Origin of the sequence: Thaumasiovibrio clandestinus (genome assembly GCF_047250365.1) — a bacterium.
Taxonomy (GTDB): Bacteria; Pseudomonadota; Gammaproteobacteria; order Enterobacterales; family Vibrionaceae; genus Thaumasiovibrio.
This window is the reverse complement of record NZ_JBLBVL010000020.1, coordinates 21,499-46,387: the sequence shown is the minus strand read 5'-3', so window position 1 is coordinate 46,387 and position 24,889 is coordinate 21,499. Positions and strand designations below refer to the sequence as shown.

Here is a 24,889-nt window from a genome sequence, read left to right as displayed (position 1 = left end):
ATGGATTCCCAACGCAATATTCTGTTGATTGCCCTACTTTTTGTCTCTTTCTTGCTGTATCAGCAATGGAATGTAGACAGCAACCCTCAGCCACAGGGTGTAGCGCAAACACAAATTAGTGGTGATGTGCCAACTCAGGGTGATGATGCAAGTTTAGCCAATGATGGCGAGACCTCTAATCAACTTATCACCATAACCACCAATGCACTGCAGCTCACTATCGATACGCTTGGTGGTGATATCATCGCCGCTGACTTATTAAAGTACGATGCCGAACTTGAGTCAGATGATCCATTCGTATTACTACAAAATTCACCTTCACATTCATTCGTGGCACAAAGTGGTTTGATCGGTAGTCATGGTGTGGATACCAATACTGGTCGAGCGCAGTATTCTGTCACTCAAGACGCCTTCACCTTAACAGATGGTGATAATGAGCTACGTGTGCCGATGTCACTGACCCAAAATGGCATCACTTACACCAAAACATTCATTGTTCAGCGCGACAGTTACGCCGTTGACGTCGAATACACCATCGATAACCAATCAATGGATATTGCCAACGTACAAATGTACGCACAGTTACGCCAAGACATGGAAAACCCAGACGGCAAAAGCCGTGGCATGGGCATGTCAGCCTACCGTGGCGCTGCTTACTCAAGCGATGATACGAAATATAAGAAATACAGCTTTGACGATATGGCGAAGCGTAATTTGAATATGACCATCACTGAAGGCTGGGCTGCCATGCTACAACATTACTTCACTGTCGCTTGGATTCCTCGCAGTGAAGACAGCTCAAACTTATTTACACGTGTTGCCAATGGCCAAGGCTATGTTGGTCTTCGTATGCCAGCAATCAGCATTTCTCCTGATTCTACTGCCACAATGACAGCCACCCTATGGGCCGGCCCTAAATTGCAAAAAGAGATGCAAGCTGTCGCTAAGAACTTAGATCTTACCGTTGATTATGGTTGGTTATGGTTCCTAGCAAGTCCGATTCATAAGCTGTTGTCGTTCATTCAAAGCATCGTGGTGAACTGGGGTCTCGCGATCATTGTTCTAACCTGTATGATTCGTGGTGCGATGTACCCGCTAACGAAAGCGCAGTACACCTCAATGGCTAAAATGCGTATGCTGCAGCCTAAGCTGCAAGAGATGCGTGAGCGCTTTGGCGATGACCGTCAGCGCATGAGCCAAGCGATGATGGAGTTGTACAAAGAAGAGAAAGTAAACCCACTCGGTGGCTGTTTACCTATCTTACTGCAGATGCCTATCTTCATCTCGTTCTACTGGGCGTTGATGGAATCAGTGCAGCTACGTCACTCTGAGTTCTTCTTGTGGATTAACGATCTATCTGCACAAGACCCGTATTACATTTTGCCGCTTCTAATGGGTGGCTCTATGTTTATGATTCAGAAGATGAGCCCAACGACCGTTACGGATCCAATGCAGCAGAAAATCATGACCTTTATGCCGGTTATGTTCACCTTCTTCTTCCTATGGTTCCCATCAGGTCTTGTTCTTTACTGGCTAACCTCGAACATTGTCACCTTGATTCAGCAAACGCTAATCTACCGTGCTCTGGAAAAGAAAGGCCTGCATAGCAGCAAGTAATCAGCGCAAGCAACACTGACAAATAAAAGGCGGCGATAGCCGCCTTTTTTATTTGTTGTACAATATAAGTCATTTGATCCCTTATAAGTTGAAACCGGATATACATCATGAGCCAAGCTATTGATACTATCGTTGCTCAAGCAACACCTCCCGGCCGTGGTGGCGTCGGCATTATTCGCGTCTCAGGTCCGCTAGCCAACCAAGTCGCCCTATCTGTGGCTGGCCGAGCACTACGCCCTCGCTATGCTGAATATCTGCCTTTTAAAGCAGAAGATGGCAGCACCCTCGATCAAGGCATCGCACTGTATTTTAAGGGGCCACACTCATTTACCGGTGAAGATGTTCTCGAATTACAAGGCCATGGTGGACCCGTGGTTATGGATATGCTCATCAAGCGTATCTTAATGATTGACGGTGTGAGAACCGCTAAACCGGGCGAGTTCTCTGAACGCGCATTTATGAACGATAAGCTCGACCTAGCCCAAGCAGAAGCGATTGCTGACCTTATTGATGCCAGCAGCGAAGAAGCGGCTAAATCGGCGTTGAAATCATTGCAAGGCGCCTTTTCTGACAAAATCCACACCTTAGTTGAACAACTGACTCACTTGCGAATCTATGTCGAAGCGGCTATCGACTTTCCAGAAGAAGAGATTGATTTTCTCTCTGATGGCAAAGTGAGTGGTGACTTACATACCATCATTGAGCAACTCCAAGCGGTTCGTCGGGAAGCCAACCAAGGTGCCTTGATGCGTGAAGGAATGAAAGTCGTCATCGCCGGACGCCCTAATGCTGGTAAATCGAGCCTATTAAATGCCCTTTCAGGCAAAGACAGCGCCATTGTCACTGACATTGCTGGCACCACCCGTGATGTTCTGCGTGAACATATTCATATTGATGGCATGCCACTGCATATTATTGATACAGCGGGCTTACGCGAAGCGTCCGATGAAGTTGAACGTATTGGAATAGAGCGAGCATGGGAAGAGATAGTTCAGGCCGATCGTGTCCTGTTTATGCTCGATGGCACCACGACAGAAGCGACCGACCCAAAACTCATTTGGCCTGAATTTGTCGATCGCCTGCCAGAAGGCCTCGGTATCACTGTCATCCGCAACAAAGCAGAACTAACCGGTGAAGAGATCGGCATCTGCCACGCCAGTCACCCGACACTGATTCGTCTTTCTGCTCGCACAGGTGACGGGGTTGATAGCCTAAAACAGCACCTAAAAGAGTGCATGGGCTTTACTGGTACCACAGAGGGGGGCTTTATGGCACGTCGCCGTCATCTAGAAGCACTGGAACAAGCAGCTGTGCATCTCGACATTGGTCAACAACAACTCGAAGGCTATATGGCAGGAGAAATTCTTGCTGAAGAATTGCGCATAGCACAACAACACCTTAGTGAAATCACTGGTGAATTTAGCTCAGATGATCTTCTCGGTAGGATCTTTACGTCTTTTTGTATCGGCAAATAAATCGGCGCATGACCAATATTAGCCCTCAGCACTGTCTGGGGGCTTTTTTTTATCCCTCCACCCTTACCTCTATAAATGCTCTTTGATGCGCGTACAATAAGAGCCAGACTCATAGAAAGGACTATCTCGATGCATCTACATCTCATTACAGGCAGCACACTTGGTGCTGCGGAATACGTTGCTGATCACATCAATGATCTTTTAGAACAACACAATATCAGCGCAACCATCCACAATCAGCCAGATCTTTCTCAACTCGATCCAAATGCCCCATGGCTGCTAATTTGTTCAACTCACGGCGCTGGTGAATTACCTGACAATATCCAACCATTTTATTCACAACTACAACAACGCACCGATTTACGTCCCCTCCGCTATGGTGTTATCGGCTTAGGTGACTCCAATTACGACACCTTTTGTGCCGCTGCCTATCAGTTAGATGAGGTCCTTATTCAAGGCAAAGCTGCACGAATACTCCCCCAACTCAACATTGATGTTAGCCAACATCCAGTGCCTGAGGAGCAGGTTGAACCATGGTTATCCACTTTTCTATCTGCGCTTTGTGAATAACTAATACATGTAAAGTGTAAACATATCTATCCAAATGCCGTTTTTCATCTGTGGATAAGTATAGTTAAAACCAGTGATCAACCTATAGTTATCCATTGAATAGGTTTAGGTGTATTCTTGGCCTGTGCATAAGTAGCCATTTTGATCCCAGTTTATACGGAGTTAGATCCATACGTTCGCACAGGAAACGATCCTCCATAACAGCATGATCATGTTGATCATTTAACACTTATCCACACGATCGGGCGATCCTAATAAAAGATCTAATAGAAGATCTATCTAAAAGATCTTATATATATTTAAGTAGCCATGGATCAAAACTAATGATCCTTGAACGTTTCTCAAATGTGCAGAAAAGGGCTAAAATACGCCTCTTTGCAATCATCCATCTTTGGTCAGAGTTAAACCTAAGGTCATTCCATGTTTTATCAAGATTCATTTGATGTCATTGTTGTCGGCGGAGGCCATGCTGGCACAGAAGCTGCGTTGGCAGCTGCACGTATGGGTCAACAGACACTGTTGTTAACCCACAATATTGATACCTTAGGGCAAATGTCCTGTAATCCAGCCATTGGTGGCATTGGCAAAGGGCATCTCGTCAAAGAGGTCGATGCACTGGGCGGTCTAATGGCGAAAGCCATCGACAAGGGTGGCATTCAATTCCGAACCTTGAATGCATCAAAAGGGCCAGCCGTTCGAGCAACTCGCGCTCAGGCTGACCGTTTATTGTACAAAGCCGCAGTACGTGAAACGTTAGAAAATCAACCGAACTTGACGTTATTCCAACAGTCCGTGGATGATTTGATCGTCGAGCAGGATCGCGTGACTGGTGTGGTAACGGAGATGGGTCTCAAGTTCCGAGGCAAAACCGTAGTTCTGACTGTGGGGACGTTCTTAGGTGGACGTATTCACATTGGGTTGGAAAACTATCATGGTGGCCGTGCCGGCGATCCTCCGTCCATTGCACTTGCTCAGCGTTTACGTGAATTGCCGTTGCGTGTTGAACGTCTTAAAACCGGCACACCACCTCGGATTGATGCACGTACCGTAGACTTTAGTCAGCTAGAAGTTCAGCATGGCGATAATCCAACACCGGTCTTTTCGTTCATGGGATCGCGACAGGATCATCCTCGCCAGATCCCGTGTTTTATTACTCATACCAATGAGCGTACCCATGATGTGATCCGCAATAACTTGGATCGCAGCCCGATGTACGCTGGTGTGATTGAAGGGATTGGACCACGCTACTGTCCATCGATCGAAGACAAAGTGATGCGCTTCGCCGATAAGAGCAGCCACCAGATATTCATCGAACCTGAAGGGTTAACCACCCATGAACTCTATCCAAATGGCATCTCAACCAGCTTGCCATTTGATGTACAGATGAAAATCGTGCAGTCAATGCAAGGTTTTGAAAATGCAAAAATTATTCGTCCTGGTTATGCGATAGAGTATGATTTTTTTGATCCACGAGATTTAAAATCCACCTTCGAGAACAAATTTATAGCTGGTTTGTTCTTTGCTGGACAAATCAACGGGACAACCGGTTACGAAGAGGCCGCAGCTCAAGGACTAATGGCGGGCATGAATGCTGCGTTGCAAGCACAGGGCAAAGAAGGTTGGTGTCCACGTCGTGATCAAGCTTACATGGGTGTGCTAATCGATGATCTTTCCACGATGGGGACCAAAGAACCTTATCGCATGTTTACATCACGTGCGGAGTATCGTTTGTTACTGCGTGAAGACAATGCAGATCTACGCCTAACAGAAAAAGGCCGCGAGCTTGGTTTAATCGACGATGAGCGCTGGGCGCGTTTCAATCAGAAAGTCGACAATATTGAACAAGAGCGTCAGCGACTTCGTGGCCTTTGGGTGACACCTAGCAGTGATGACGTGGCCAGTGTGAATGCCATTGTGAAAAGCCCATTAGTGCGTGAAGCAAACGGTGAAGATTTATTGCGTCGCCCAGAAGTTAACTATGAACAGTTAACTGCCCTGCCACAATTTGCGCCGGCGATAGATGATGTTCAGGCACGAGAACAAGTTGAAATTCAAGTGAAATACCAAGGGTATATTGATCGTCAACGTGATGAAGTGGAAAAATCACTTCGTCATGAAAGTACAAAATTACCGTTGGACATCAACTACAGCGATGTGAAAGGTCTCTCTAATGAAGTGATCGTGAAGCTCAATGATGCAAAACCAGAAACGATTGGCATTGCCTCTCGGATTTCAGGTATTACGCCAGCGGCAATTTCGTTGCTACTGGTTTATCTCAAAAAACAAGGCATGTTGAAGAAAGGCGCATAGCAGTGAAACAACGACTAAGAGAATTAATCGATCAGACGGATTTGGTCGTTTCAGAGCAACAATTAGATCAATTAGTGGGCTATGTTGCTCTGCTAAATAAATGGAACAAAGCATACAACCTGACGTCGGTACGCGATCCTCGTGATATGCTCGTTAAACATATTATGGATAGCATCGTAGTTAGCCCAATGCTGGACATGGAGCGATACATCGATGTTGGCACAGGACCTGGGCTACCTGGGATTCCGCTCGCTATTATGTGCCCAGAAAAGTCATTTGTCTTGCTTGATAGTTTAGGTAAGCGTATAAGATTTATTCGACAGGTCACGCATGAATTGGGCATAAAAAACGTCACGCCAGTCCAGAGCCGAGTGGAAGAGTACGATCCTAAAGACGGTTTTGACGGGGTGCTAAGCCGCGCCTTTGCGTCCATTTCTGATATGGTCAATTGGTGTCACCACTTGCCGGCGGCAAAGCATGGACGTTTTTTGGCACTTAAAGGCTTACTTAACCAAAATGAGCTGGATGAGTTACCGGAATGGTGTCATGTCGATGCTGTGCACGTGCTAGATGTACCTGAACTGGAAGGTGAACGTCATCTGGTAGTTCTGAAAAAGTAACAGTGAGGTCTTGTTGTGGCAAAAATAATTGCAATTGCGAATCAAAAAGGTGGGGTAGGAAAAACCACCACCACCATTAATCTGGCTGCATCCTTGGCTGCCACTAAACGTCGGGTGTTGGTGATAGATCTTGATCCGCAAGGTAATGCCACAATGGCCAGTGGTATCGATAAATATCAAGTAGAAGCATCAGCTTATGATCTTTTGGTTGAAGAAACGCCGGTTGAGCAAGTGGTGATTGATGCGACGGAATGTGGCTATCATTTAATCGCTGCCAATGGCGATGTAACCGCAGCAGAAATCAAATTGATGGAGGTCTTCGCGCGCGAAGTTCGCTTACGCAATGCGCTGGCTCCTATCCGTGATAACTATGATTTCATCTTTATCGATTGTCCGCCAGCCTTAAACCTCCTTACAATCAACGCTATGACCGCTGCCGATTCAGTATTGGTACCAATGCAATGTGAGTACTTTGCATTGGAAGGGTTAACAGCGTTGATGGATACAATTAGTAAGTTGACTGCGGTGGTTAATGCCGACTTAGAGATCGAAGGTCTGCTGCGTACAATGTACGACCCACGAAATCGCTTAGCTAATGAGGTATCAGATCAGTTGAAAAAACACTTTGGTGACAAGGTGTTCCGCACTGTGATACCACGAAATGTTCGGTTAGCTGAAGCGCCGAGTCATGGTCAACCTGCAATGTATTACGATAAATACAGCAGTGGCGCGAAAGCATACCTAGCATTAGCTGGAGAAATGCTTCGTCGTCAAGAAGTTAACCCACCTGTACACGCTTAAGGTCTATAAATGAGTAAAGTTAACCGCGGACTGGGACGTGGTCTTGATGCGTTACTTGCGACAAGTGCGCAAGCGCAAGCCAAACAACAACCAGCAGCATCGACACAGCATGTAGAGCCAAAAAGCGAATTGCAAAAGCTCAATATTGCTTTATTGCAACCTGGGCAGTACCAGCCTCGTAAGGATATGTCTGAAGAGGCGTTAGCTGAACTAGCAGATTCCATTCGTGCACAAGGGATCATTCAACCGATCGTGGTACGAAGTGTTGCCCAAGGCCGCTATGAAATTATTGCTGGTGAGCGACGTTGGCGCGCATCAAAGCTGGCTGGTTTACAGCAAGTTCCATGTCTGGTTAAAGAGGTTCATGACCGTGCGGCTGTTGCGATGGCTTTAATCGAGAATATTCAGCGTGAAGATTTGAATGCGATCGAAGAAGCACAAGCGCTAGAGCGCTTACAGCAAGAGTTTAGCTTGACCCATCAACAGGTCGCCGAAGCGTTAGGAAAATCGAGAACAGCGGTCAGTAATCTGTTGCGTCTTAATCAATTAGATGAAGGCGTAAAACAGTTTGTTATTAAAAAACAATTGGACATGGGGCACGCCCGTGCATTACTGACGTTGGATCTTTCACAGCAGGCTGAGATAGCCCAGCAGATAGTTAGTCGTTCACTGACTGTAAGAGAAACCGAGAAGTTGGTCCGTAAGCTGCTAGAGCCACCAAAGCCAGTAGCAGAGAAAGTGATTGATCAGCAAGCTGAGCAATGGCAGGACTCGCTAAGTGAACAACTGGGTACACCTGTTGTGATAAACCGTCAAAAAAGCGGTCGTGGCAAAATTGTTATCAATTTTGATGAAAATGAAAAACTACAGCAAATTCTCGCAATACTAAACAAAACAGTGTGATCTGACTCGCATTTAGCTTTAGGTTGTTGTTTGCGCGGCATGATAAAGTTACTGTCTTGTAAAATCATTGCCACTTTTTTGCTATCAAATCATTGCATTCACCCCTGTTCGTCGTATAATTTTGATGTTTTCCCCACATATTGTTTATGTGCTGTGGAATGGAATCGAGGAACAGAATACATGGAATCGACGCTGGTACAGCCAGGACGCCGCATGGCGAAACGGTTACTGCTTTTGCAATCTGGCGTCGTACTCGCAACGGCATTGTTAGCAGCCTTGGCTGTTAATGTTGACTGGGGAACTTCTGCATTGATTGGTGGCGGTATCTGTATCATCGCCAACGCTGCGTTTGCAGCATGCGCATTTCTCTATGGTGGAGCTCGAAAAGCCAAGCTTGTTATGCTGTCATTTTTTGGCGGTGAAGTGCTTAAGATTCTACTAACTGTCCTCTTATTTGCCCTTGCTTACCTGTATGTTGGGGTGGAAATCCTTCCCCTCATTCTGACCTATCTACTGGCGCTTGGTGTCAATCTCCTTGCTCCGGTTTTATTTATTAACAATAACAAATAGGAAGCGTTATGGCTGCGTCAGGTGAAGCGCTCACACCGTCCGGTTATATCGATCACCATTTAACCAACTTATCTACGTATAAGTTGGGTCTATCTGGTGATGGATTCTGGAATATTCACATTGATAGCCTGGTCTTTTCAGTGCTGACCGGCATGCTGTTCTTATGGTTGTTCCGTCAAGTCGCGAAAAAGGCGACCTCCGGGGTACCCAGTAAGTTGCAGTGTTTTGTCGAAATATTGGTGGAATTCGTTGATACCAATGTTAAAGACACGTTCCATGGTCGTAATCCACTGATTGCTCCGCTGGCCTTAACCATTTTCTGTTGGATATTTTTGATGAATGCGATGGATTTAATTCCCATCGACTTCCTCCCTTATCCTGCTGAGCATTGGTTGAATATTCCTTATTTGAAAGTCGTTCCTACCGCTGATGTCAACATTACCATGGCGATGTCACTCGGGGTGTTTGCTTTAATGATCTATTACAGCATTAAGATTAAAGGGGTCGGAGGCTTTGCAAAAGAGCTGGCACTACACCCGTTTAATCACCCCGTAATGATTCCGTTTAATTTACTGCTCGAAATCGTCTCTTTGGTGGCGAAACCAATTTCGTTAGGTATGCGTCTGTTTGGCAACATGTTTGCAGGCGAGGTGGTGTTTATTCTTATTGCGGCACTACTGCCGTGGTGGGCTCAATGGTTGGGATCAGTTCCGTGGGCTATTTTCCACATTCTGGTTATTACCATCCAAGCGTTTGTTTTCATGATGCTAACGATTGTTTATCTCTCGCAAGCCCATGAAGACGCAGATCATTAATCGTACATTGGCAACGAAGCCGACAACAATAAACTGGAGATAGTAATGGAAACTTTACTCAGCTTTTCTGCAATTGCCGTAGGTATTATCGTAGGCCTAGCATCATTGGGTACTGCGATTGGTTTCGCCTTGCTAGGCGGTAAATTTTTAGAGGGAGCTGCTCGTCAGCCCGAAATGGCGCCAATGTTACAGGTAAAAATGTTCATCATTGCCGGCCTGCTTGATGCGGTTCCGATGATCGGTATCGTTATTGCCTTGCTATTCACATTCGCAAACCCATTTGTTGGCCAGCTAGGTTAATTGAATAACGGATCCCAGTGTAACCCTTTAAAGGAGATGCCGTTGTGAATATGAATGCAACTCTATTGGGTCAGGCGATCGCGTTCTTTTGCTTCGTGGTGTTCTGCATGAAATATGTGTGGCCGCCAATTATAGAAGCGATTGAAGAGCGTCAGAAGAAAATTGCAGATGGCTTGGCGGCTGCTGACCGTGCTGCAAAAGATCTCGACCTGGCCAAAGCAAATGCTTCTGAGTCACTAAAAGAAGCAAAACTCGTTGCTGCGGATATCATTGAGCAAGCGAATAAACGTAAAGCCATGATCGTTGAAGAGGCCCGCGCGGAGGCAGACGCCGAGCGAGCGCGTATTGTCGCGCAAGGGCATGCTGAGATTGATGCTGATCGTATTCGTGCTCGAGATGAGCTTCGTCAGCAAGTGGCAATGTTGGCCGTGGCTGGTGCCGAGAAAATTCTTGAGCGTTCTGTTGATGCAGAGGCGCACAAAGATCTTCTTGAAAAAGTCACTGCGGAACTTTAATCGGAGGGGCTAACTATGTCGGCAATGACAACCATCGCCCGTCCATATGCTCAGGCAGCGTTTGATCTGGCGGTTGATACCAATACATTGGCTCAGTGGGAGGCAATGCTGAGGTTCCTCGCCGAGGTCACGTGTGACGAACGCATAGCGGCTTTGTTAACTGGCACGATGGCACCAGATAAGTTGGCGGAATTATTGATTGCAGTCTGTGAAGAGCAGATTGATCAATACGGTCAAAATCTGATACGCGTTATGGCTGACAATAAACGTCTGCAAGCATTGCCGGAAGTCTTGGCGATGTTTTTGACACTAAAAGCTAGCCATGAAAAGAGCTTAGAGGCCGAAGTGATATCAGCCGTTGCTCTTAATGAGCAACAGCAGGCGGAGATTAGCGCCAAATTGGAGCAGCGTTTAGCGCATAAAGTGAAGCTGAACTGCACTGTAGATGAGAGCCTGATTGCGGGTGTGATTATCCGCGCAGGCGACATGGTTATTGATAATTCAGCTCGAGGCCGCTTAGCGCGCCTGAGTGACACATTGCAGTCTTAATTGGGGAATTGGAGCATGCAACTTAATTCCACGGAAATAAGCGATCTGATCAGACAACGAATTGAAAAATTTCATGTTGTTAGTGAGGCGCAAAATGAAGGTACCATCATCTCAGTGAGTGACGGTATTATTCGTATCCATGGCCTTGCTGAGATAATGCAAGGGGAAATGATTGAATTGCCAGGTGGTCGTTTTGCATTAGCATTGAACCTGGAACGTGACTCAGTAGGTGCTGTTGTCATGGGGCCTTATACCGATCTGCAAGAAGGCATGAAGGTAAAGGGAACCGGGAAAATACTCGAAGTACCAGTCGGTCCTGCTCTACTAGGTCGTGTGGTTAACACCTTGGGTGAGCCGATTGATGGTAAAGGGCCGATTACGACTGAACACTCGTCACCCGTCGAAGTGATCGCCCCTGGGGTTATCGATCGTAAATCTGTCGATCAACCGGTACAAACCGGTTATAAAGCTGTCGACTCAATGATTCCAATCGGGCGAGGTCAACGTGAGTTGATTATCGGTGACCGCCAGACCGGTAAAACAGCACTGGCCATTGATGCCATTATTAATCAGCGAGACTCCGGCATTTACTCTATTTACGTTGCGATTGGGCAGAAAGCCTCGACCATTGCTAACGTGGTACGTAAGCTGGAAGAGCATGATGCACTGAAAAATACCATTGTTGTTGTGGCATCCGCATCAGAATCTGCGGCACTGCAGTACTTGGCCCCCTACTCTGGTTGTGCCATGGGAGAGTACTTCCGAGATCGTGGTGATGACGCACTGATTGTCTACGATGACCTCTCTAAACAGGCGGTTGCTTATCGGCAAATATCGCTGTTGTTGCGTCGTCCCCCTGGCCGAGAGGCTTTCCCGGGCGATGTCTTTTATCTTCACTCGCGCTTATTAGAGCGTGCAGCACGGGTTAATGCGGACTATGTCGAGCGCTTTACCAACGGTGAAGTTAAAGGCAAAACGGGTTCATTAACCGCACTACCTATTATTGAAACCCAAGCTGGTGACGTGTCGGCGTTTGTACCAACCAATGTTATATCGATTACCGATGGGCAGATCTTTTTGCAGACTGAGCTGTTCAATGCGGGTGTGCGTCCTGCTGTCGACCCAGGCATTTCGGTGTCTCGAGTTGGTGGTGCAGCACAAACTAAGATCATTAAGAAACTCTCCGGTGGTATTCGAACCGCACTGGCCCAGTACCGCGAACTGGCTGCATTTGCGCAGTTTGCGTCCGACCTTGATGAAGCCACCAAGAAGCAGCTTGACCATGGTCAGAAAGTGACCGAGTTGATGAAGCAGAAGCAGTACGCACCAATGACCGTGTTTGAACAAGCGATGGTCATTTTTGCGGCCGAAAAAGGTTATCTCAGTGATGTTGAAATAACCGTTTTAGGCAGCTTTGAGTCAGCATTACTTTCTTATGCCAAGACACATCATGCGGCGTTAGTCAGCACGATCAATGAAACGGGGAGTTACAACGATGATATTGAAGCTGAGCTTCATAAAGTCGTTGAGGACTTTAAAAAGACCCAGACTTGGTAAACGTGGGTGGCTGTGAGCCACCCTTGTAACGGAGAGTGAATGATGGCTGGCGCGAAAGAGATTCGTAATAAGATTGGAAGTGTGCAGAACACACAGAAAATCACCAAGGCGATGGAGATGGTCGCGGCATCCAAAATGCGAAAAACCCAGGATGCCATGGCTGCATCACGTCCCTATGCCAGTACTATGCGTAAGGTAATAGGTCACATTGCCATGGGGAACTTGGAATATCGACACCCGTATTTGGAAGATCGTGATGTTAAGCGAGTTGGCTACATTATCGTATCAACTGATCGGGGTTTGTGTGGTGGCTTGAACATTAATTTGTTCAAACAAGCCATTGCTGACATGCAAGAGTGGAAAGATAAAGGGGCTGAACTTGATTTGGCGTTAGTGGGAGCAAAAGCAACCGCGTTTTTCCATAACTATGGTGGCAATGTTGTTGCACAAGCATCGGGCTTGGGGGACTCCCCTTCTTTGGCTGAGTTGATCGGTACAGTTGGGGCGATGTTGGAGCTGTATGACCAAGGCAAATTGGATCGTCTGTATCTGGTATATAACAAATTTGTGAATACCATGACGCAAGAGCCTTTGATTGACCAGTTATTGCCATTGCCAAAGTCTGACGAAGAAGCAATGCGACGTAATCATGCTTGGGATTACGTTTATGAGCCAGAACCACAGGTGTTGCTGGATACTTTATTGATTCGTTATATCGAATCACAGGTATACCAAGGTGTGGTAGAGAATCTCGCTTCAGAGCAAGCGGCTCGCATGGTGGCGATGAAGGCAGCGACAGACAATGCTGGCAGCCTTATCGACGATTTGCAACTGGTATATAACAAAGCCCGACAGACGGCGATTACGCAGGAACTGTCAGAAATAGTTTCTGGGGCCGCAGCGGTTTAGGTATAGATAAACAGAATAGAGGATTAACGATGGCTACAGGTAAGGTCGTACAGATCATCGGTGCGGTAGTCGACGTAGAGTTTCCACAAAGTTCAGTGCCGCAGGTATATGATGCATTGAATGTGAAACGAGATGGAGAGCGTCTGGTGCTGGAAGTTCAGCAACAGCTTGGTGGCGGTATCGTTCGAACGATAGCCATGGGTTCTTCAGATGGTCTGCGTCGTGGTCTAGAAGTAGAAAATTCCGGTCACCCGATTAAAGTGCCAGTGGGTAACGCCACATTGGGCCGTATTATGAATGTATTGGGCGATCCGATAGATGAGCGTGGTGAGATAGGTGAAGATGAACGCTATGAAATTCACCGTTCTGCGCCAAGCTATGAGGAGCAATCTAGCGCGACAGAGTTGTTAGAGACCGGCGTTAAGGTTATTGATCTCATTTGTCCCTTTGCCAAAGGCGGTAAAATCGGTCTGTTTGGGGGGGCGGGTGTGGGTAAAACCGTCAACATGATGGAGTTGATCAATAACATTGCCTTGAAGCACTCCGGATTGTCAGTCTTTGCTGGTGTAGGAGAACGAACCCGTGAAGGGAACGACTTCTATTATGAGATGCAAGAAGCTGGGGTGGTGAATTTAGAGCAACCTGAAGAGTCCAAAGTGGCCATGGTCTATGGTCAGATGAACGAGCCTCCGGGTAACCGTCTTCGCGTTGCGTTAACGGGTCTGACAATGGCAGAACGTTTCCGTGATGAAGGGCGTGATGTCTTGCTGTTTATTGATAACATTTACCGTTATACCCTTGCCGGTACAGAGGTTTCTGCTCTATTGGGTCGAATGCCGTCTGCGGTAGGTTATCAGCCAACATTGGCCGAGGAGATGGGGGTGTTGCAAGAGCGCATCACATCAACCAAGAAAGGTTCGATCACATCGGTTCAAGCGGTATATGTCCCAGCCGATGACTTAACCGATCCCTCGCCAGCAACGACGTTTGCTCACTTGGATGCAACCGTGGTGTTATCACGTCAAATCGCGTCGCTGGGCTTGTATCCCGCGATAGACCCATTGGATTCAACGTCTCGTCAACTTGATCCGTTAGTGGTGGGTCAAGAGCACTATGACATTGCCCGTGGTGTGCAATCGGTGTTGCAGCGTTACAAAGAGCTCAAAGATATCATTGCTATCTTAGGCATGGATGAACTGTCTGAAGAAGACAAGCAGACGGTATCTCGGGCCCGTAAGATTGAGCGTTTCCTTACGCAGCCTTATCATGTCGCAGAAGTCTTTACCGGTGACCCTGGCATCTATGTTCCACTGTCAGATACGCTGCGTAGTTTTAAAGGGTTACTGTCTGGAGAGTATGACGATATTCCAGAGCAAGCCTTTATGTATTGCGGTGCCATTGAAGATGTTATTGAAAAAGCACAGAGCTTTTAATCTGAGGAGGCAATATGGCTGCGATTACGTTTAAGCTTGACGTTGTCAGTGCAGAAAAACAGCTGTTCTCAGGCCTTGTTGAGTCTATTCAGGTGACGGGAAGCGAAGGGGAACTGGGTGTTTTTGCCGGACATACGCCGCTACTTACGTCGGTTGTGCCAGGCATGATTCGTATTGTGAAGCAGCATGGACATGAAGAGATCATTTATCTCTCTGGTGGCATGTTGGAAGTCCAACCCAACGCTGTCACTGTGTTAGCCGACACTGCTATTCGTGGTGAAGAGCTCGATACCGCTAAAGCTGAAGAAGCGAAGCGTCAGGCTGAGGAGCAGATTCAGCATCCACATGGTGACATTGACTTTGCACAAGCAGCCAGTGATCTTGCAAAAGCGATTGCACAGTTGCGAGTGATTGAATTAGTAAAACACTCTAATTGATGGTGTCATGTTGAATAAAAAGGCCTGATTGTTCAGGCCTTTTTTGTATGTTGCACTTGGTGGGTGGATCAAGTGATGATTAAAATGAAGTAATTTGCAGTGTAATGGACAGAAAAAGGCTAATTGCCACTAAAATAACTACCTTACTAGTGACTTTTACTCGGCCTTCTCGCTACTATTCTACCTACAAAATTACACGCCATATTCGTAAAAATATATTGGCTAGGCATAAAAAGGGATTCATTCATGGCTTTTAGCGCAGTGATTCTAGCGGCGGGTAAAGGGACCCGCATGTATTCAAACTTGCCGAAGGTACTCCATACCTTGGCGGGTCGTCCGATGGCGAAACATGTTATCGATACTTGTGTCGATTTGGGTGCCAAAGACATCCACTTGGTTTATGGCCATGGTGGCGAGACAATGCAGGCAATGTTGAAAGATGAGCCTGTAAACTGGGTACTACAAGCGGAGCAGTTGGGTACCGGTCATGCTGTTAACAGCGCAGCTGACGGTTTTCGTGATGATGAGCAGGTCTTAGTGCTGTATGGCGATGTCCCACTCATCAGCCAGCAAACCCTAGATAACCTATTAGAAGCACAACCCACTGACGGTATTGCGCTATTAACGGTGGTGTTGGATAACCCAACGGGCTATGGGCGCATTATTCGACGTAATGGTCCGGTTGTGGCGATTGTTGAGCAAAAAGATGCGACTGAGCAACAACAACTCATTAAAGAAATTAACACTGGCGTTATGGTGGCCAACGGTGGCGATCTGAAGCGTTGGTTAGCTCAGGTGAAAAACGAAAACGCACAAGGTGAATACTATCTAACCGATATTATTGCCATTGCGCATCAAGAGGGACGAGCGGTTGAAGCTGTACATCCTGAGCGCGCGATTGAAGTTGAAGGGGTGAACAACCGTATTCAGCTCGCACGTTTAGAGCGCGCGTATCAGGCGCATCAAGCTGAGCGCCTGCTTGAGCAAGGCGTCATGCTACGCGACCCAGCTCGCTTTGATCTGCGCGGTCAATTGCAGTGCGGCACCGATGTTGAAATTGATGTGAATGTGATCATCGAAGGACAAGTGACATTAGGTGATAACGTTTTTGTTGGTGCGGGCTGTATTTTGAAAGACTGTGTCATCGATGACAATACGGTAATTCGCCCGCATTCTATTGTCGAAGATGCCATTGTAGGCGAAGACTGTACCGTGGGTCCGTTTGCGCGCTTGCGCCCAGGCACAGAGCTGGTGGGAGATTCTCATGTTGGTAACTTTGTTGAAGTAAAAAAAACCCGCCTAGGGAGAGGCTCAAAAGCCAATCACTTAACCTATTTAGGGGATGCTGAGATTGGGGATCGCGTAAATATTGGTGCGGGAACCATTACCTGTAACTATGATGGCGCGAATAAGTTCAAGACTGAGATTGCTGATGATGTCTTCGTTGGTTCTGACTCACAATTGATAGCACCCGTTAAAATTGGTGCGGGGGCGACAATTGGCGCTGGCGCGACGATTAATAAGGACGTCGCAGCAGACGATCTTGTTATAACACGCGCACCAGCCCGAACCATTAAAGGCTGGAAGCGCCCAGTTAAACAACGCTAAACCACATTTTAGTAAACTAGATAAATAAAAAGGGGCATTTCGATGCCTCTTTTTTTGTGCGCAAAATGCAATTGTGTTAATTGCATTTTGCAGAAACGGGAGAATGGACGTTCTAAAAAGTTAGGCAAAATAGAAATCAAACTGTATCAGTTATTAAACACTAAATAGCAAGGTGTTGATCCTATTGGTGATTAATTGTGCCCGTAAAATTGGCGCGCCTTATGCACTATTTTTGTCATCTATCCACTGTTTCATTTGGGAGTTGTTATGACAGATATGAAGAAAGACATTGCAGCACGGATTAAAGAGGCGCGCGAGTGGAAGGGACTGACTCAAGTTTATATGGCAAAAACATTGAATGTTGCACGTCAAACTTATCTTGATCTCGAAACGGGCAAGACAGAACCAAAGGTGCGTTTATTGTCGGAGATTGCCACGTTGACTGAGCGTCCGTTGACGTGGTTTATCTACGGTGATCAGGGCTTAGAGATTATTGAAAGTGAGTACAAGCAAGAGATTGAAACATTGTTGCGCCACTTCAACCGTTTGCCAAACGTTGCCCGTACAGCAGTACTCGATCAAAGTATTCGCATGGCCGAATTTATGGCGGATTACACCTATTCGTTAACGAAAAAGCAGTAGTGCCGATGGTAGTTGTAATTTTGCAGCTTGTTGCATATCTGTGCGATGTATATCACTTAAGGCACTTTTTTGATAACCTGTCGCTATATTTCGTCATGCTGGTATTGGCTTCACAGATTATTGCTAACAGCAATGCGTTGCCTAATTGAGTGGGCATAATTTGGTTGAGTACTAACTGTGTAGTCTAAGCTGTATATGTGTTGATAATTTAGTTGATAGAGGTGTAAGGATATGGATGTATCGCGTGCTGACATTGCAGTCCGAATAAGGGATGCGCGGGAATGGCAGAATATCACACAAGTCGCGATGGCAAAGAGTTTGGATATCGCCCGTCAAACCTATCTAGATTTAGAAACTGGCAAAACAGAGCCAAGGATTTCTGTGTTATTGAAAATAGCGGAATTGACGCAGCGTCCGATATCGTGGTTTTTATATGGGGATAACGAACAGGGCTTAGATCAAATGGAGCAGGACAGTATTCAACGAATGCTACAACTGCTGGCGGAGCTACCAAGAGATATGCGTCAGACGCTACTGACACAGAATATTCAGCTTTTTACCTACTTAAGTGAATATCATGATATGCGGGTTGCACCGATAAAATTTGAGCCGAAATTAGCCTAATAAAAAAGCCTCTACGGAGGCTTTTTTATTGGTGGTACACAGAGCAACGCTTTTAGTGAGCCAAAAAGAACTGAAAGGCAGGGTTATCGGTTTCATCCTTCCAGTGATAACCTAGCTCACGTAAGTGACTGGTGAACGAGAGCAGGTCATGATCATCCAGTTCAAAACCGCACAATACACGACCATAATCGGCACCATGATTGCGGTAATTAAATAGACTAATGTTCCAGTGTGTACCTAATGTGGTTAGGAACTTGACTAATGCACCAGGGTATTCTGGAAATTCAAAGCTATATAAACGCTCTTTCATCGCTTTTGATGGGCGTCCACCTATCATATAACGAATATGCTGTTTCGCCATCTCATCATCACTGAGATCGACGACGGGATAACCGCCTTTGCGTAGGTCTTGAATGATGCTATCGCGCTCGGTTTGCCCTTGCTGAAGGCGAATACCGACAAAAACATTTGCCAAGTTGTCGTCACTGTAACGGTAGTTAAATTCGGTGACGGCCCGTCCACCAATTAAACGGCAAAAGTCTAAAAAGGCACCTGGGCGCTCGGGTATCGTAACGGCCAATAATCCTTCACGTTTCTCACCAAGTTCACAGCGTTCAGACACATAGCGTAAGCCGTGAAAGTTAAAGTTGGCACCGGATAAGATGGCAGTCATTTGCTTGTCGGCCAGTTGGTGTTGACCCGCATACTTTTTTAAACCAGCTAACGACAGTGCCCCTGAAGGCTCTGCAATGGCACGGGTATCTTCAAAAATATCTTTCATTGCCGCACAAATCTCATCACTGCTAACCGTGATGGCATCATCAAGATACTGATCGCAGAGGCGAAATGTTTCAGTGCCAATATGTTTAACAGCAACCCCATCAGCAAACATGCCCACTTGATTGAGAGAGACGGGCTCCCCAGCATCTAGGGCTGCACGTAGACAAGCAGAATCTTCAGCTTCAACGCCGATCACTTTAATGTGTGGCATGAGCTGTTTGATCAGCAGTGCAATACCGGCAGCAAGTCCACCGCCGCCAACGGGAACAAAAATATAATCGAGATGGCTGTTTTGCTGTAATAGCTCCATGCCAATGGTCCCCTGCCCTGCAATAACCATGGGGTGATCAAAAGGAGGAACATAGGTGAAATGACGCTGTGCAGCTAATGCTTCTGCGTGCGCTTTCGCCTCATCAAAGTTATTGCCATGCAGTAATACTTCGCCGCCAAAGCTTTTCACTGCCTCTACTTTGATGCTAGGCGTAATCAGCGGCATGACGATAACGGTTTTTACGCCGAGTTTGGTGCCAGAAAGTGCCAACCCTTGGGCATGATTGCCTGCTGACGCTGTAATCACCCCTGCCCGTTTTTGCTCTGGGCTAAGCTGAGCCATCATGTTGTAAGCGCCACGTAGCTTAAACGAGTGAACAGGCTGACGATCTTCACGCTTTAACTGAATATGGTTGTTGAGTCGAGCAGAGAGGCGCGACAATGGCTGCAAGGGGGAGACGACAGCAACTTCGTAGACCGGGGCACGCAAGATTTCTCGTAGGTAGTCAGCCCCACTAAGTGGGGCATCCTCCGCTGTCAGTTGTAAATTCGTATCAGACATACAGCTTACTCCTCAAGCAGGCGTTTATCACGCACTGCTCCTTTATCTGCGCTGGTGGCCATGCTGGCGTAGGCTTTAAGCGCAAAAGAGACTTCGCGCTGACGGTCTTTGGGTTTCCAGCCACGCTGTTCCACTTGTTCGCGACGTGCGGCTAACACGCTATCATTCACCTTCAACTCAATCCGTCGCTCAGGGATATGGATGGTGATGGTATCGCCACTTTCCACTAAGCCGATAGTGCCGCCATTGGCGGCTTCTGGAGAAACATGGCCAATCGATAACCCGCTGGTACCACCGGAGAAGCGACCATCAGTAATTAGGGCGCAGGCTTTACCTAGCCCCATGGATTTAAGGTAAGTGGTAGGGTACAGCATCTCTTGCATACCAGGGCCCCCTTTCGGGCCTTCATAGCGGATAACCACCACATCACCGGCTTTGACTTGCCCACCCAGTATGCCTTCAACAGCGCTCTCTTGGCTTTCATAAACAACCGCAGGGCCTTCAAAGACCAAACAGCTTTCATCTACACCGGCGGTCTTAACAATACAGCCATCCAACGCGATATTTCCGGATAGGACAGCAAGCCCCCCGTCTTGGCTATAGGCATAGTCTTTCGAGCGAATACAGCCCTTTTCACGATCGTTATCTACCGTATCCCAGCGGCAATCTTGCGAGAAGGCTTCGGTCGTTCGAACACCAGCAGGGCCAGCACGGAAGAAGGTATCAACATCATTATCATCACTCAATGCGATATCGTATTGTGCGAGCGTCTCTTTTTGGGTTTGACCTAGTACGTTGTAGCAGTCGCTATTTAATAAGCCGGCACGATCCAGTTCACCAAGGATACCGATCACCCCACCCGCTCGGTGGACATCTTCCATGTGGTATTTTTGCGTTGAAGGTGCCACCTTACATAAGTGAGGTACGCGACGCGACATCTTGTCGATGTCTTCCATGTTGAAGTCGATGTCCCCTTCTTGTGCCGCCGCTAAGAGATGAAGAACGGTATTGGTCGAGCCGCCCATGGCAATATCGAGAGCCATGGCATTTTCAAACGCGGCTTTGTTGGCAATGTTGCGTGGCAATGCCGATTCGTCATCTTGCTCATAGTAGCGCTTGGTTAGCGCCACAATGCGTTTACCAGCATTAACGAATAGCGAACGTCTATCGGCATGGGTCGCCAGCATTGAGCCATTGCCTGGTTGGCTTAAGCCTAATGCTTCGGTTAAACAGTTCATTGAGTTCGCGGTAAACATACCAGAACAAGAGCCACAAGTTGGACAGGCGGATCGTTCGATCTGTTCGCTCTCTTCGTCAGACACATGAGGATCTGCGCCTTTCATCATGGCATCAACAAGATCAAGTTTAATTAATTGATCCGATAGCTTCGTTTTGCCGGCTTCCATTGGACCGCCAGACACGAAAATGACCGGGATATTAAGGCGTAAAGAGGCCATCAACATGCCGGGGGTGATTTTGTCGCAATTGGAGATACATACCATGGCGTCAGCACAGTGGGCATTGACCATATACTCAACGGAGTCAGCGATCAGTTCACGTGATGGCAGGGAATACAACATGCCACCATGCCCCATCGCGATGCCATCATCGACAGCAATAGTGTTAAATTCTTTGGCAATACCACCAGCTGCTTCTATTTCGCTAGCGACGAGCTGACCGAGATCTTTAAGGTGAACATGACCGGGAACAAATTGGGTAAACGAGTTAACCACGGCGATGATTGGTTTGCCGAAGTCTTCGTCCTTGACGCCAGTCGCACGCCACAAGGCTCTCGCCCCTGCCATATTTCGTCCGTGAGTGGTGGTTGCTGATCTGTATTTAGGCATTGTGCATATTTCCTTATTTTGCCGCGTCTGCAGGGTATACGTAGTCTAACCAGCCCCACTTGTCTTCCGTGGTACCATCGAAGAGTCCAAAATAGGCGGCTTGCAATTCTTTAGTGATCGGGCCGCGCTTGCCACTACCAACATCAATTTGATCAATGGTGGCGACAGGCACGATTTCCGCTGCTGTGCCAGTCATAAAGACTTCGTCAGCAAGATAGAGTGCTTCTCGAGCAATATTGGCTTCACGTACGTCATAGCCCTTATCGCGAGCGATGATCATGATCGAATCACGCGTGATACCCGGTAAAATTGCGCTAGTGGCTGGTGGTGTGGTGATTACGCCATCTTTGACAACAAAGATGTTCTCACCAGCCCCTTCAGACAAATAACCGTCCACACTTAAAGCGATGCCTTCATCGTAGCCATTGCGACGTGCTTCGCCACCCACTAAGAGTGATGACAAGTAGTTACCGCCCGCTTTAGCTGCCGTTGGAATAGTGTTGGGTGCCGCGCGATTCCAGCTCGAAATCATCGCGTTCACGCCATTCTCAAGTGCCTCTTCACCAAGATAAGATCCCCAAGGAAAGGCCGCGATGATTAAATCCATCTCTGTATCGGCAGGAGGACACACGCCCAACCCCACATTACCCACAAACCCGAGTGGGCGAATGTAAGCACTCTCGAGCTTATTTTGGCGCAGCGTTTCTCGGGTCGCTTCCATGATCTCTTCCACTGAGTAAGGGATTGGGAAGCGGTAGATTTTGGCTGAATTTTTAAGACGCTGCGCATGTTCGCGGTGGCGGAAGACAATCGGACCCTTCGGAGTGTTATAGCAGCGAACCCCTTCAAACACAGAGGTACCGTAGTGCATTGCATGAGTGAGTACGTGAACATTGGCGTCAGCCCAGGGAAGCATTTCGCCGTTGAACCAAATGTAGTCTGCTGTTTTTGTTGCCATCATTGCCTTCCTTATGCGCAAATTTTTTGTTGTAAGTTGTTGTTTGGGAGTGAATCGTTGGCGATTCGGGTAACATCCACTGTACGTACATCCCAGAGTTTTTCTATTTGATTGGTCAAAAATGAGATCGGTCGATCGCTGTCGACGATGATTTCTACGCTGGCAACCTTACTGTCATGATTTTGTGTGCCAGCGACTTGTCGAATGATAAAGCCGCGGTGGCGGACAACACGCAGAACACGTTCCAGTAACACAGGCTTATCGTCAGCTTTAATGTCGATTAAGTATCTTTGCATTTTATGTGTTCTCCAGCATTTCGTTGTTGGAGGCGCCTGGCGGTACCAGTGGCCATACGTTCTCTTCTTCATCGATCAAAACATGCAGTAAGTAAGCGGTTTTACTCTCTAACAGTTCTTTTAGCGCGGGTTCAACCTCTTCTTTCTTCGTTATGGTTTTACCCGGGATATCAAACGCTTTTGCTAACATCACAAAATCGGGGTTGTCATCTAAGATCGTCTCACTATGGCGGCCATCAAAGAACAGCGATTGCCACTGGCGAACCATGCCGAGGCGGTGGTTATTAAGCAAGACGATTTTTACTGGGATTTGACGACGCTTTAAGGTACCAAGCTCTTGGATATTCATCATAAACGAGCCGTCGCCAGTGATCAGAATCGACTGGTCATTGGGTCTAGCTACCGCGGCGCCCATCGCAGCGGGTAGACCGAACCCCATGGTGCCTAGCCCTGCCGAGGTGATGAAATTCTGTGGTTCTCGTGGTTGGATATGTTGTGCTGCCCACATTTGATGCTGACCGACATCGGTTGAGATAATCGATGTGTCAGGCATCATATCGGATAATTGTTTCAATAAACCGGGCGCATAGATAAGCTCGCCTGGGTGATCATAGCGCCACTTAAAGCTGCTGCGTAGGCTTTCGCTATGCTCCAGCCAAGCCCCGATCTCTTGTTGCAAGGTTAATTGCGGTAATGCTGCTGGGATGTCACTGCGTACCGGTGCGTTTGCATGGCGTAGTTTGTGGATTTCGGCTGCATCAATGTCGATATGAATCACTTTGGCATTTGGGGCAAAGGTATCCAGTCTGCCGGTAACACGGTCATCAAAACGTGCACCAACAACAATGAGCAAATCGCACTCTTGGACAATTAGGTTGGCCGCTTTGGTACCATGCATGCCGAGCATGCCAAGAAAATGGGGGTCATGGCGTTCAATTGTCCCTAAGCCTTTTAAGGTACAGACTGATGGCATGGGATTGTGACGTAAAAATTCTCGAACGGTTTCGGTCGCATGACCAAGTTGTACCCCTCCTCCCACGTACAAGACAGGGCGCTCGCTTTGCGAAAGAAGTGCTTGTGCTTTGGCAATGTCGTCCTTTGTCGCGGTCGGTTGGTTGAATACGGACGGTGCGCAGATACTGTTGAGGTGGGCGGGCACTTGTGCGAGTTGAACATCTTTGGCGATATCGACCACAACAGGCCCTGGACGACCAGACTTTGCAACCTCAAACGCTTCTGATAATGTTGCGGCGAGATCATTGATATCGGTAACGAGGTAGCTGTGCTTGGTACAAGAGAGTGACATGCCAATCACATCCATCTCTTGGAAGGCGTCGGTGCCGATATGAGAGCTGGCAACTTGGCCAGTGATCGCTACCAGTGGAATGGAATCTAAAAAGGCATCCGCCAGTCCGGTCACTAGATTCGTTGCCCCAGGACCAGAGGTAGCCATACAAACAGCAACATCTTGCGTTGCTCTTGCCATCCCAATGGCTGCTATGACGGCACCTTGTTCATGACGGCATAAAATATGCTCAACATCACCATCATACAAAGCATCATAAATAGGCATGATTGCGCCGCCAGGGTAGCCAAAGATTGTGTTAATACCGTTTTTATGCAGCGTTTCTACTACTAACTCTGCCCCTGTCATTATTATCTCCTTGCCTATTTTCGTGTGATTATTACGGTCACAATGAATTTTTATGCACCATTCCATCAATGCTCATAGTATGAAAAAGCCCCCGAACCTTTCAGTGCGGGGGCTAGTGCGTTTGTTTGTTGCTCCTTACTCTGCGCCTGTTAGCCCCCGTTGCGGTAATATAATCACCACAATAATTTCAATAATGAGGACGAGCAAGCGAGCAGTAAGGTTCATTGACTGTCTATCCAGTAATCTTGGTTAAAAACGCTATTTTTA

24 protein-coding genes are annotated in these 24,889 nt (G+C 47.3%); 19 read left to right on the top strand and 5 right to left on the bottom strand.

The features are described 5' to 3' along the window. The 19 genes from yidC to ACKLNH_RS18140 all read left to right on the top strand — a co-directional run bounded on the left by yidC (position 1) and on the right by ACKLNH_RS18140 (position 18,255). Positions 1-1,617: a membrane protein insertase YidC gene (gene yidC / locus ACKLNH_RS18230; RefSeq protein WP_413113684.1), complete on the top strand. Its 1,617-nt coding sequence runs from the start codon at positions 1-3 to the stop codon at positions 1,615-1,617. A gap of 107 nt (positions 1,618-1,724) precedes the next feature. Continuing rightward, on the top strand, positions 1,725-3,092 hold the full coding sequence (mnmE, locus tag ACKLNH_RS18225; protein WP_413113683.1) for a tRNA uridine-5-carboxymethylaminomethyl(34) synthesis GTPase MnmE: 1,368 nt from the start codon (positions 1,725-1,727) through the stop codon (positions 3,090-3,092). A 129-nt stretch (positions 3,093-3,221) separates the two neighbouring features. Then, positions 3,222-3,662, top strand: a complete 441-nt coding sequence (gene mioC / locus ACKLNH_RS18220; RefSeq protein WP_413113682.1) for an FMN-binding protein MioC — start codon at positions 3,222-3,224, stop codon at positions 3,660-3,662. A 420-nt stretch (positions 3,663-4,082) separates the two neighbouring features. Continuing rightward, a complete protein-coding gene (gene mnmG, locus ACKLNH_RS18215; RefSeq protein WP_413113681.1) occupies positions 4,083-5,972 on the top strand; it encodes a tRNA uridine-5-carboxymethylaminomethyl(34) synthesis enzyme MnmG in 1,890 nt (629 codons plus the stop codon). A gap of 2 nt (positions 5,973-5,974) precedes the next feature. Then, the gene (gene rsmG, locus ACKLNH_RS18210; protein ID WP_413113680.1) at positions 5,975-6,592 is read left to right on the top strand and encodes a 16S rRNA (guanine(527)-N(7))-methyltransferase RsmG; all 618 of its coding nucleotides are present in this window, start codon (positions 5,975-5,977) and stop codon (positions 6,590-6,592) included. Between the two features lie 15 nt (positions 6,593-6,607). Beyond that, positions 6,608-7,393, top strand: a complete 786-nt coding sequence (locus ACKLNH_RS18205; protein WP_413113679.1) for a ParA family protein — start codon at positions 6,608-6,610, stop codon at positions 7,391-7,393. Positions 7,394-7,402: 9 nt separating this feature from the next. Then, positions 7,403-8,296 (top strand): ParB/RepB/Spo0J family partition protein, encoded by an 894-nt coding sequence (locus ACKLNH_RS18200; protein ID WP_413113678.1) that lies wholly within the window; start codon positions 7,403-7,405, stop codon positions 8,294-8,296. Positions 8,297-8,476: 180 nt separating this feature from the next. Further along, positions 8,477-8,866 carry a F0F1 ATP synthase subunit I gene (locus ACKLNH_RS18195; protein ID WP_413113677.1) on the top strand — a complete coding sequence of 130 codons (390 nt, stop codon included), beginning with the start codon at positions 8,477-8,479 and terminating at the stop codon, positions 8,864-8,866. A gap of 8 nt (positions 8,867-8,874) precedes the next feature. Next, the gene (gene atpB / locus ACKLNH_RS18190) at positions 8,875-9,681 is read left to right on the top strand and encodes a F0F1 ATP synthase subunit A (protein ID WP_413113676.1); all 807 of its coding nucleotides are present in this window, start codon (positions 8,875-8,877) and stop codon (positions 9,679-9,681) included. Positions 9,682-9,726: 45 nt separating this feature from the next. Beyond that, positions 9,727-9,981: a F0F1 ATP synthase subunit C gene (atpE, locus tag ACKLNH_RS18185; protein ID WP_002540812.1), complete on the top strand. Its 255-nt coding sequence runs from the start codon at positions 9,727-9,729 to the stop codon at positions 9,979-9,981. Between the two features lie 44 nt (positions 9,982-10,025). Then, positions 10,026-10,496, top strand: coding sequence for a F0F1 ATP synthase subunit B (atpF, locus tag ACKLNH_RS18180; protein ID WP_413113675.1), 471 nt, complete (start codon positions 10,026-10,028; stop codon positions 10,494-10,496). Positions 10,497-10,511: 15 nt separating this feature from the next. Then, the gene (atpH, locus tag ACKLNH_RS18175; RefSeq protein WP_413113674.1) at positions 10,512-11,045 is read left to right on the top strand and encodes a F0F1 ATP synthase subunit delta; all 534 of its coding nucleotides are present in this window, start codon (positions 10,512-10,514) and stop codon (positions 11,043-11,045) included. Positions 11,046-11,060: 15 nt separating this feature from the next. Then, positions 11,061-12,602, top strand: a complete 1,542-nt coding sequence (gene atpA / locus ACKLNH_RS18170) for a F0F1 ATP synthase subunit alpha (RefSeq protein ID WP_413113673.1) — start codon at positions 11,061-11,063, stop codon at positions 12,600-12,602. Between the two features lie 42 nt (positions 12,603-12,644). Continuing rightward, positions 12,645-13,511: a F0F1 ATP synthase subunit gamma gene (atpG, locus tag ACKLNH_RS18165; RefSeq protein WP_413113713.1), complete on the top strand. Its 867-nt coding sequence runs from the start codon at positions 12,645-12,647 to the stop codon at positions 13,509-13,511. 29 nt (positions 13,512-13,540) lie between these two features. Further along, a complete protein-coding gene (atpD, locus tag ACKLNH_RS18160; RefSeq protein WP_413113672.1) occupies positions 13,541-14,944 on the top strand; it encodes a F0F1 ATP synthase subunit beta in 1,404 nt (467 codons plus the stop codon). A 14-nt stretch (positions 14,945-14,958) separates the two neighbouring features. After that, complete coding sequence (locus ACKLNH_RS18155; RefSeq protein ID WP_413113671.1) at positions 14,959-15,381, top strand: F0F1 ATP synthase subunit epsilon; 423 nt, start codon at positions 14,959-14,961, stop codon at positions 15,379-15,381. 246 nt (positions 15,382-15,627) lie between these two features. Continuing rightward, a complete protein-coding gene (glmU, locus tag ACKLNH_RS18150; protein WP_413113670.1) occupies positions 15,628-16,989 on the top strand; it encodes a bifunctional UDP-N-acetylglucosamine diphosphorylase/glucosamine-1-phosphate N-acetyltransferase GlmU in 1,362 nt (453 codons plus the stop codon). 267 nt (positions 16,990-17,256) lie between these two features. Continuing rightward, positions 17,257-17,631 (top strand): helix-turn-helix transcriptional regulator, encoded by a 375-nt coding sequence (locus ACKLNH_RS18145; RefSeq protein WP_413113669.1) that lies wholly within the window; start codon positions 17,257-17,259, stop codon positions 17,629-17,631. 231 nt (positions 17,632-17,862) lie between these two features. Next, complete coding sequence (locus ACKLNH_RS18140) at positions 17,863-18,255, top strand: helix-turn-helix domain-containing protein (protein ID WP_413113668.1); 393 nt, start codon at positions 17,863-17,865, stop codon at positions 18,253-18,255. A 52-nt stretch (positions 18,256-18,307) separates the two neighbouring features. Here the strand turns inward: ACKLNH_RS18140 and ilvA are convergent, their stop codons facing one another. Genes ilvA through ilvG form a run of 5 tightly spaced genes read right to left on the bottom strand, consistent with a single transcriptional unit; the run spans position 18,308 to position 24,622 of the window. Continuing rightward, on the bottom strand, positions 18,308-19,867 hold the full coding sequence (ilvA, locus tag ACKLNH_RS18135; protein WP_413113667.1) for a threonine ammonia-lyase, biosynthetic: 1,560 nt from the start codon (positions 19,865-19,867) through the stop codon (positions 18,308-18,310). A gap of 5 nt (positions 19,868-19,872) precedes the next feature. Further along, on the bottom strand, positions 19,873-21,714 hold the full coding sequence (gene ilvD / locus ACKLNH_RS18130; RefSeq protein WP_413113666.1) for a dihydroxy-acid dehydratase: 1,842 nt from the start codon (positions 21,712-21,714) through the stop codon (positions 19,873-19,875). 13 nt (positions 21,715-21,727) lie between these two features. After that, the gene (locus ACKLNH_RS18125; protein ID WP_413113712.1) at positions 21,728-22,672 is read right to left on the bottom strand and encodes a branched-chain amino acid transaminase; all 945 of its coding nucleotides are present in this window, start codon (positions 22,670-22,672) and stop codon (positions 21,728-21,730) included. Positions 22,673-22,683: 11 nt separating this feature from the next. Further along, positions 22,684-22,968, bottom strand: coding sequence for an acetolactate synthase 2 small subunit (gene ilvM / locus ACKLNH_RS18120; RefSeq protein WP_413113665.1), 285 nt, complete (start codon positions 22,966-22,968; stop codon positions 22,684-22,686). A 1-nt stretch (position 22,969) separates the two neighbouring features. Beyond that, entirely contained in the window at positions 22,970-24,622 is a 1,653-nt protein-coding gene (gene ilvG, locus ACKLNH_RS18115) for an acetolactate synthase 2 catalytic subunit (RefSeq protein WP_413113664.1), read from the bottom strand. Positions 24,623-24,889 lie beyond the last annotated feature (267 nt).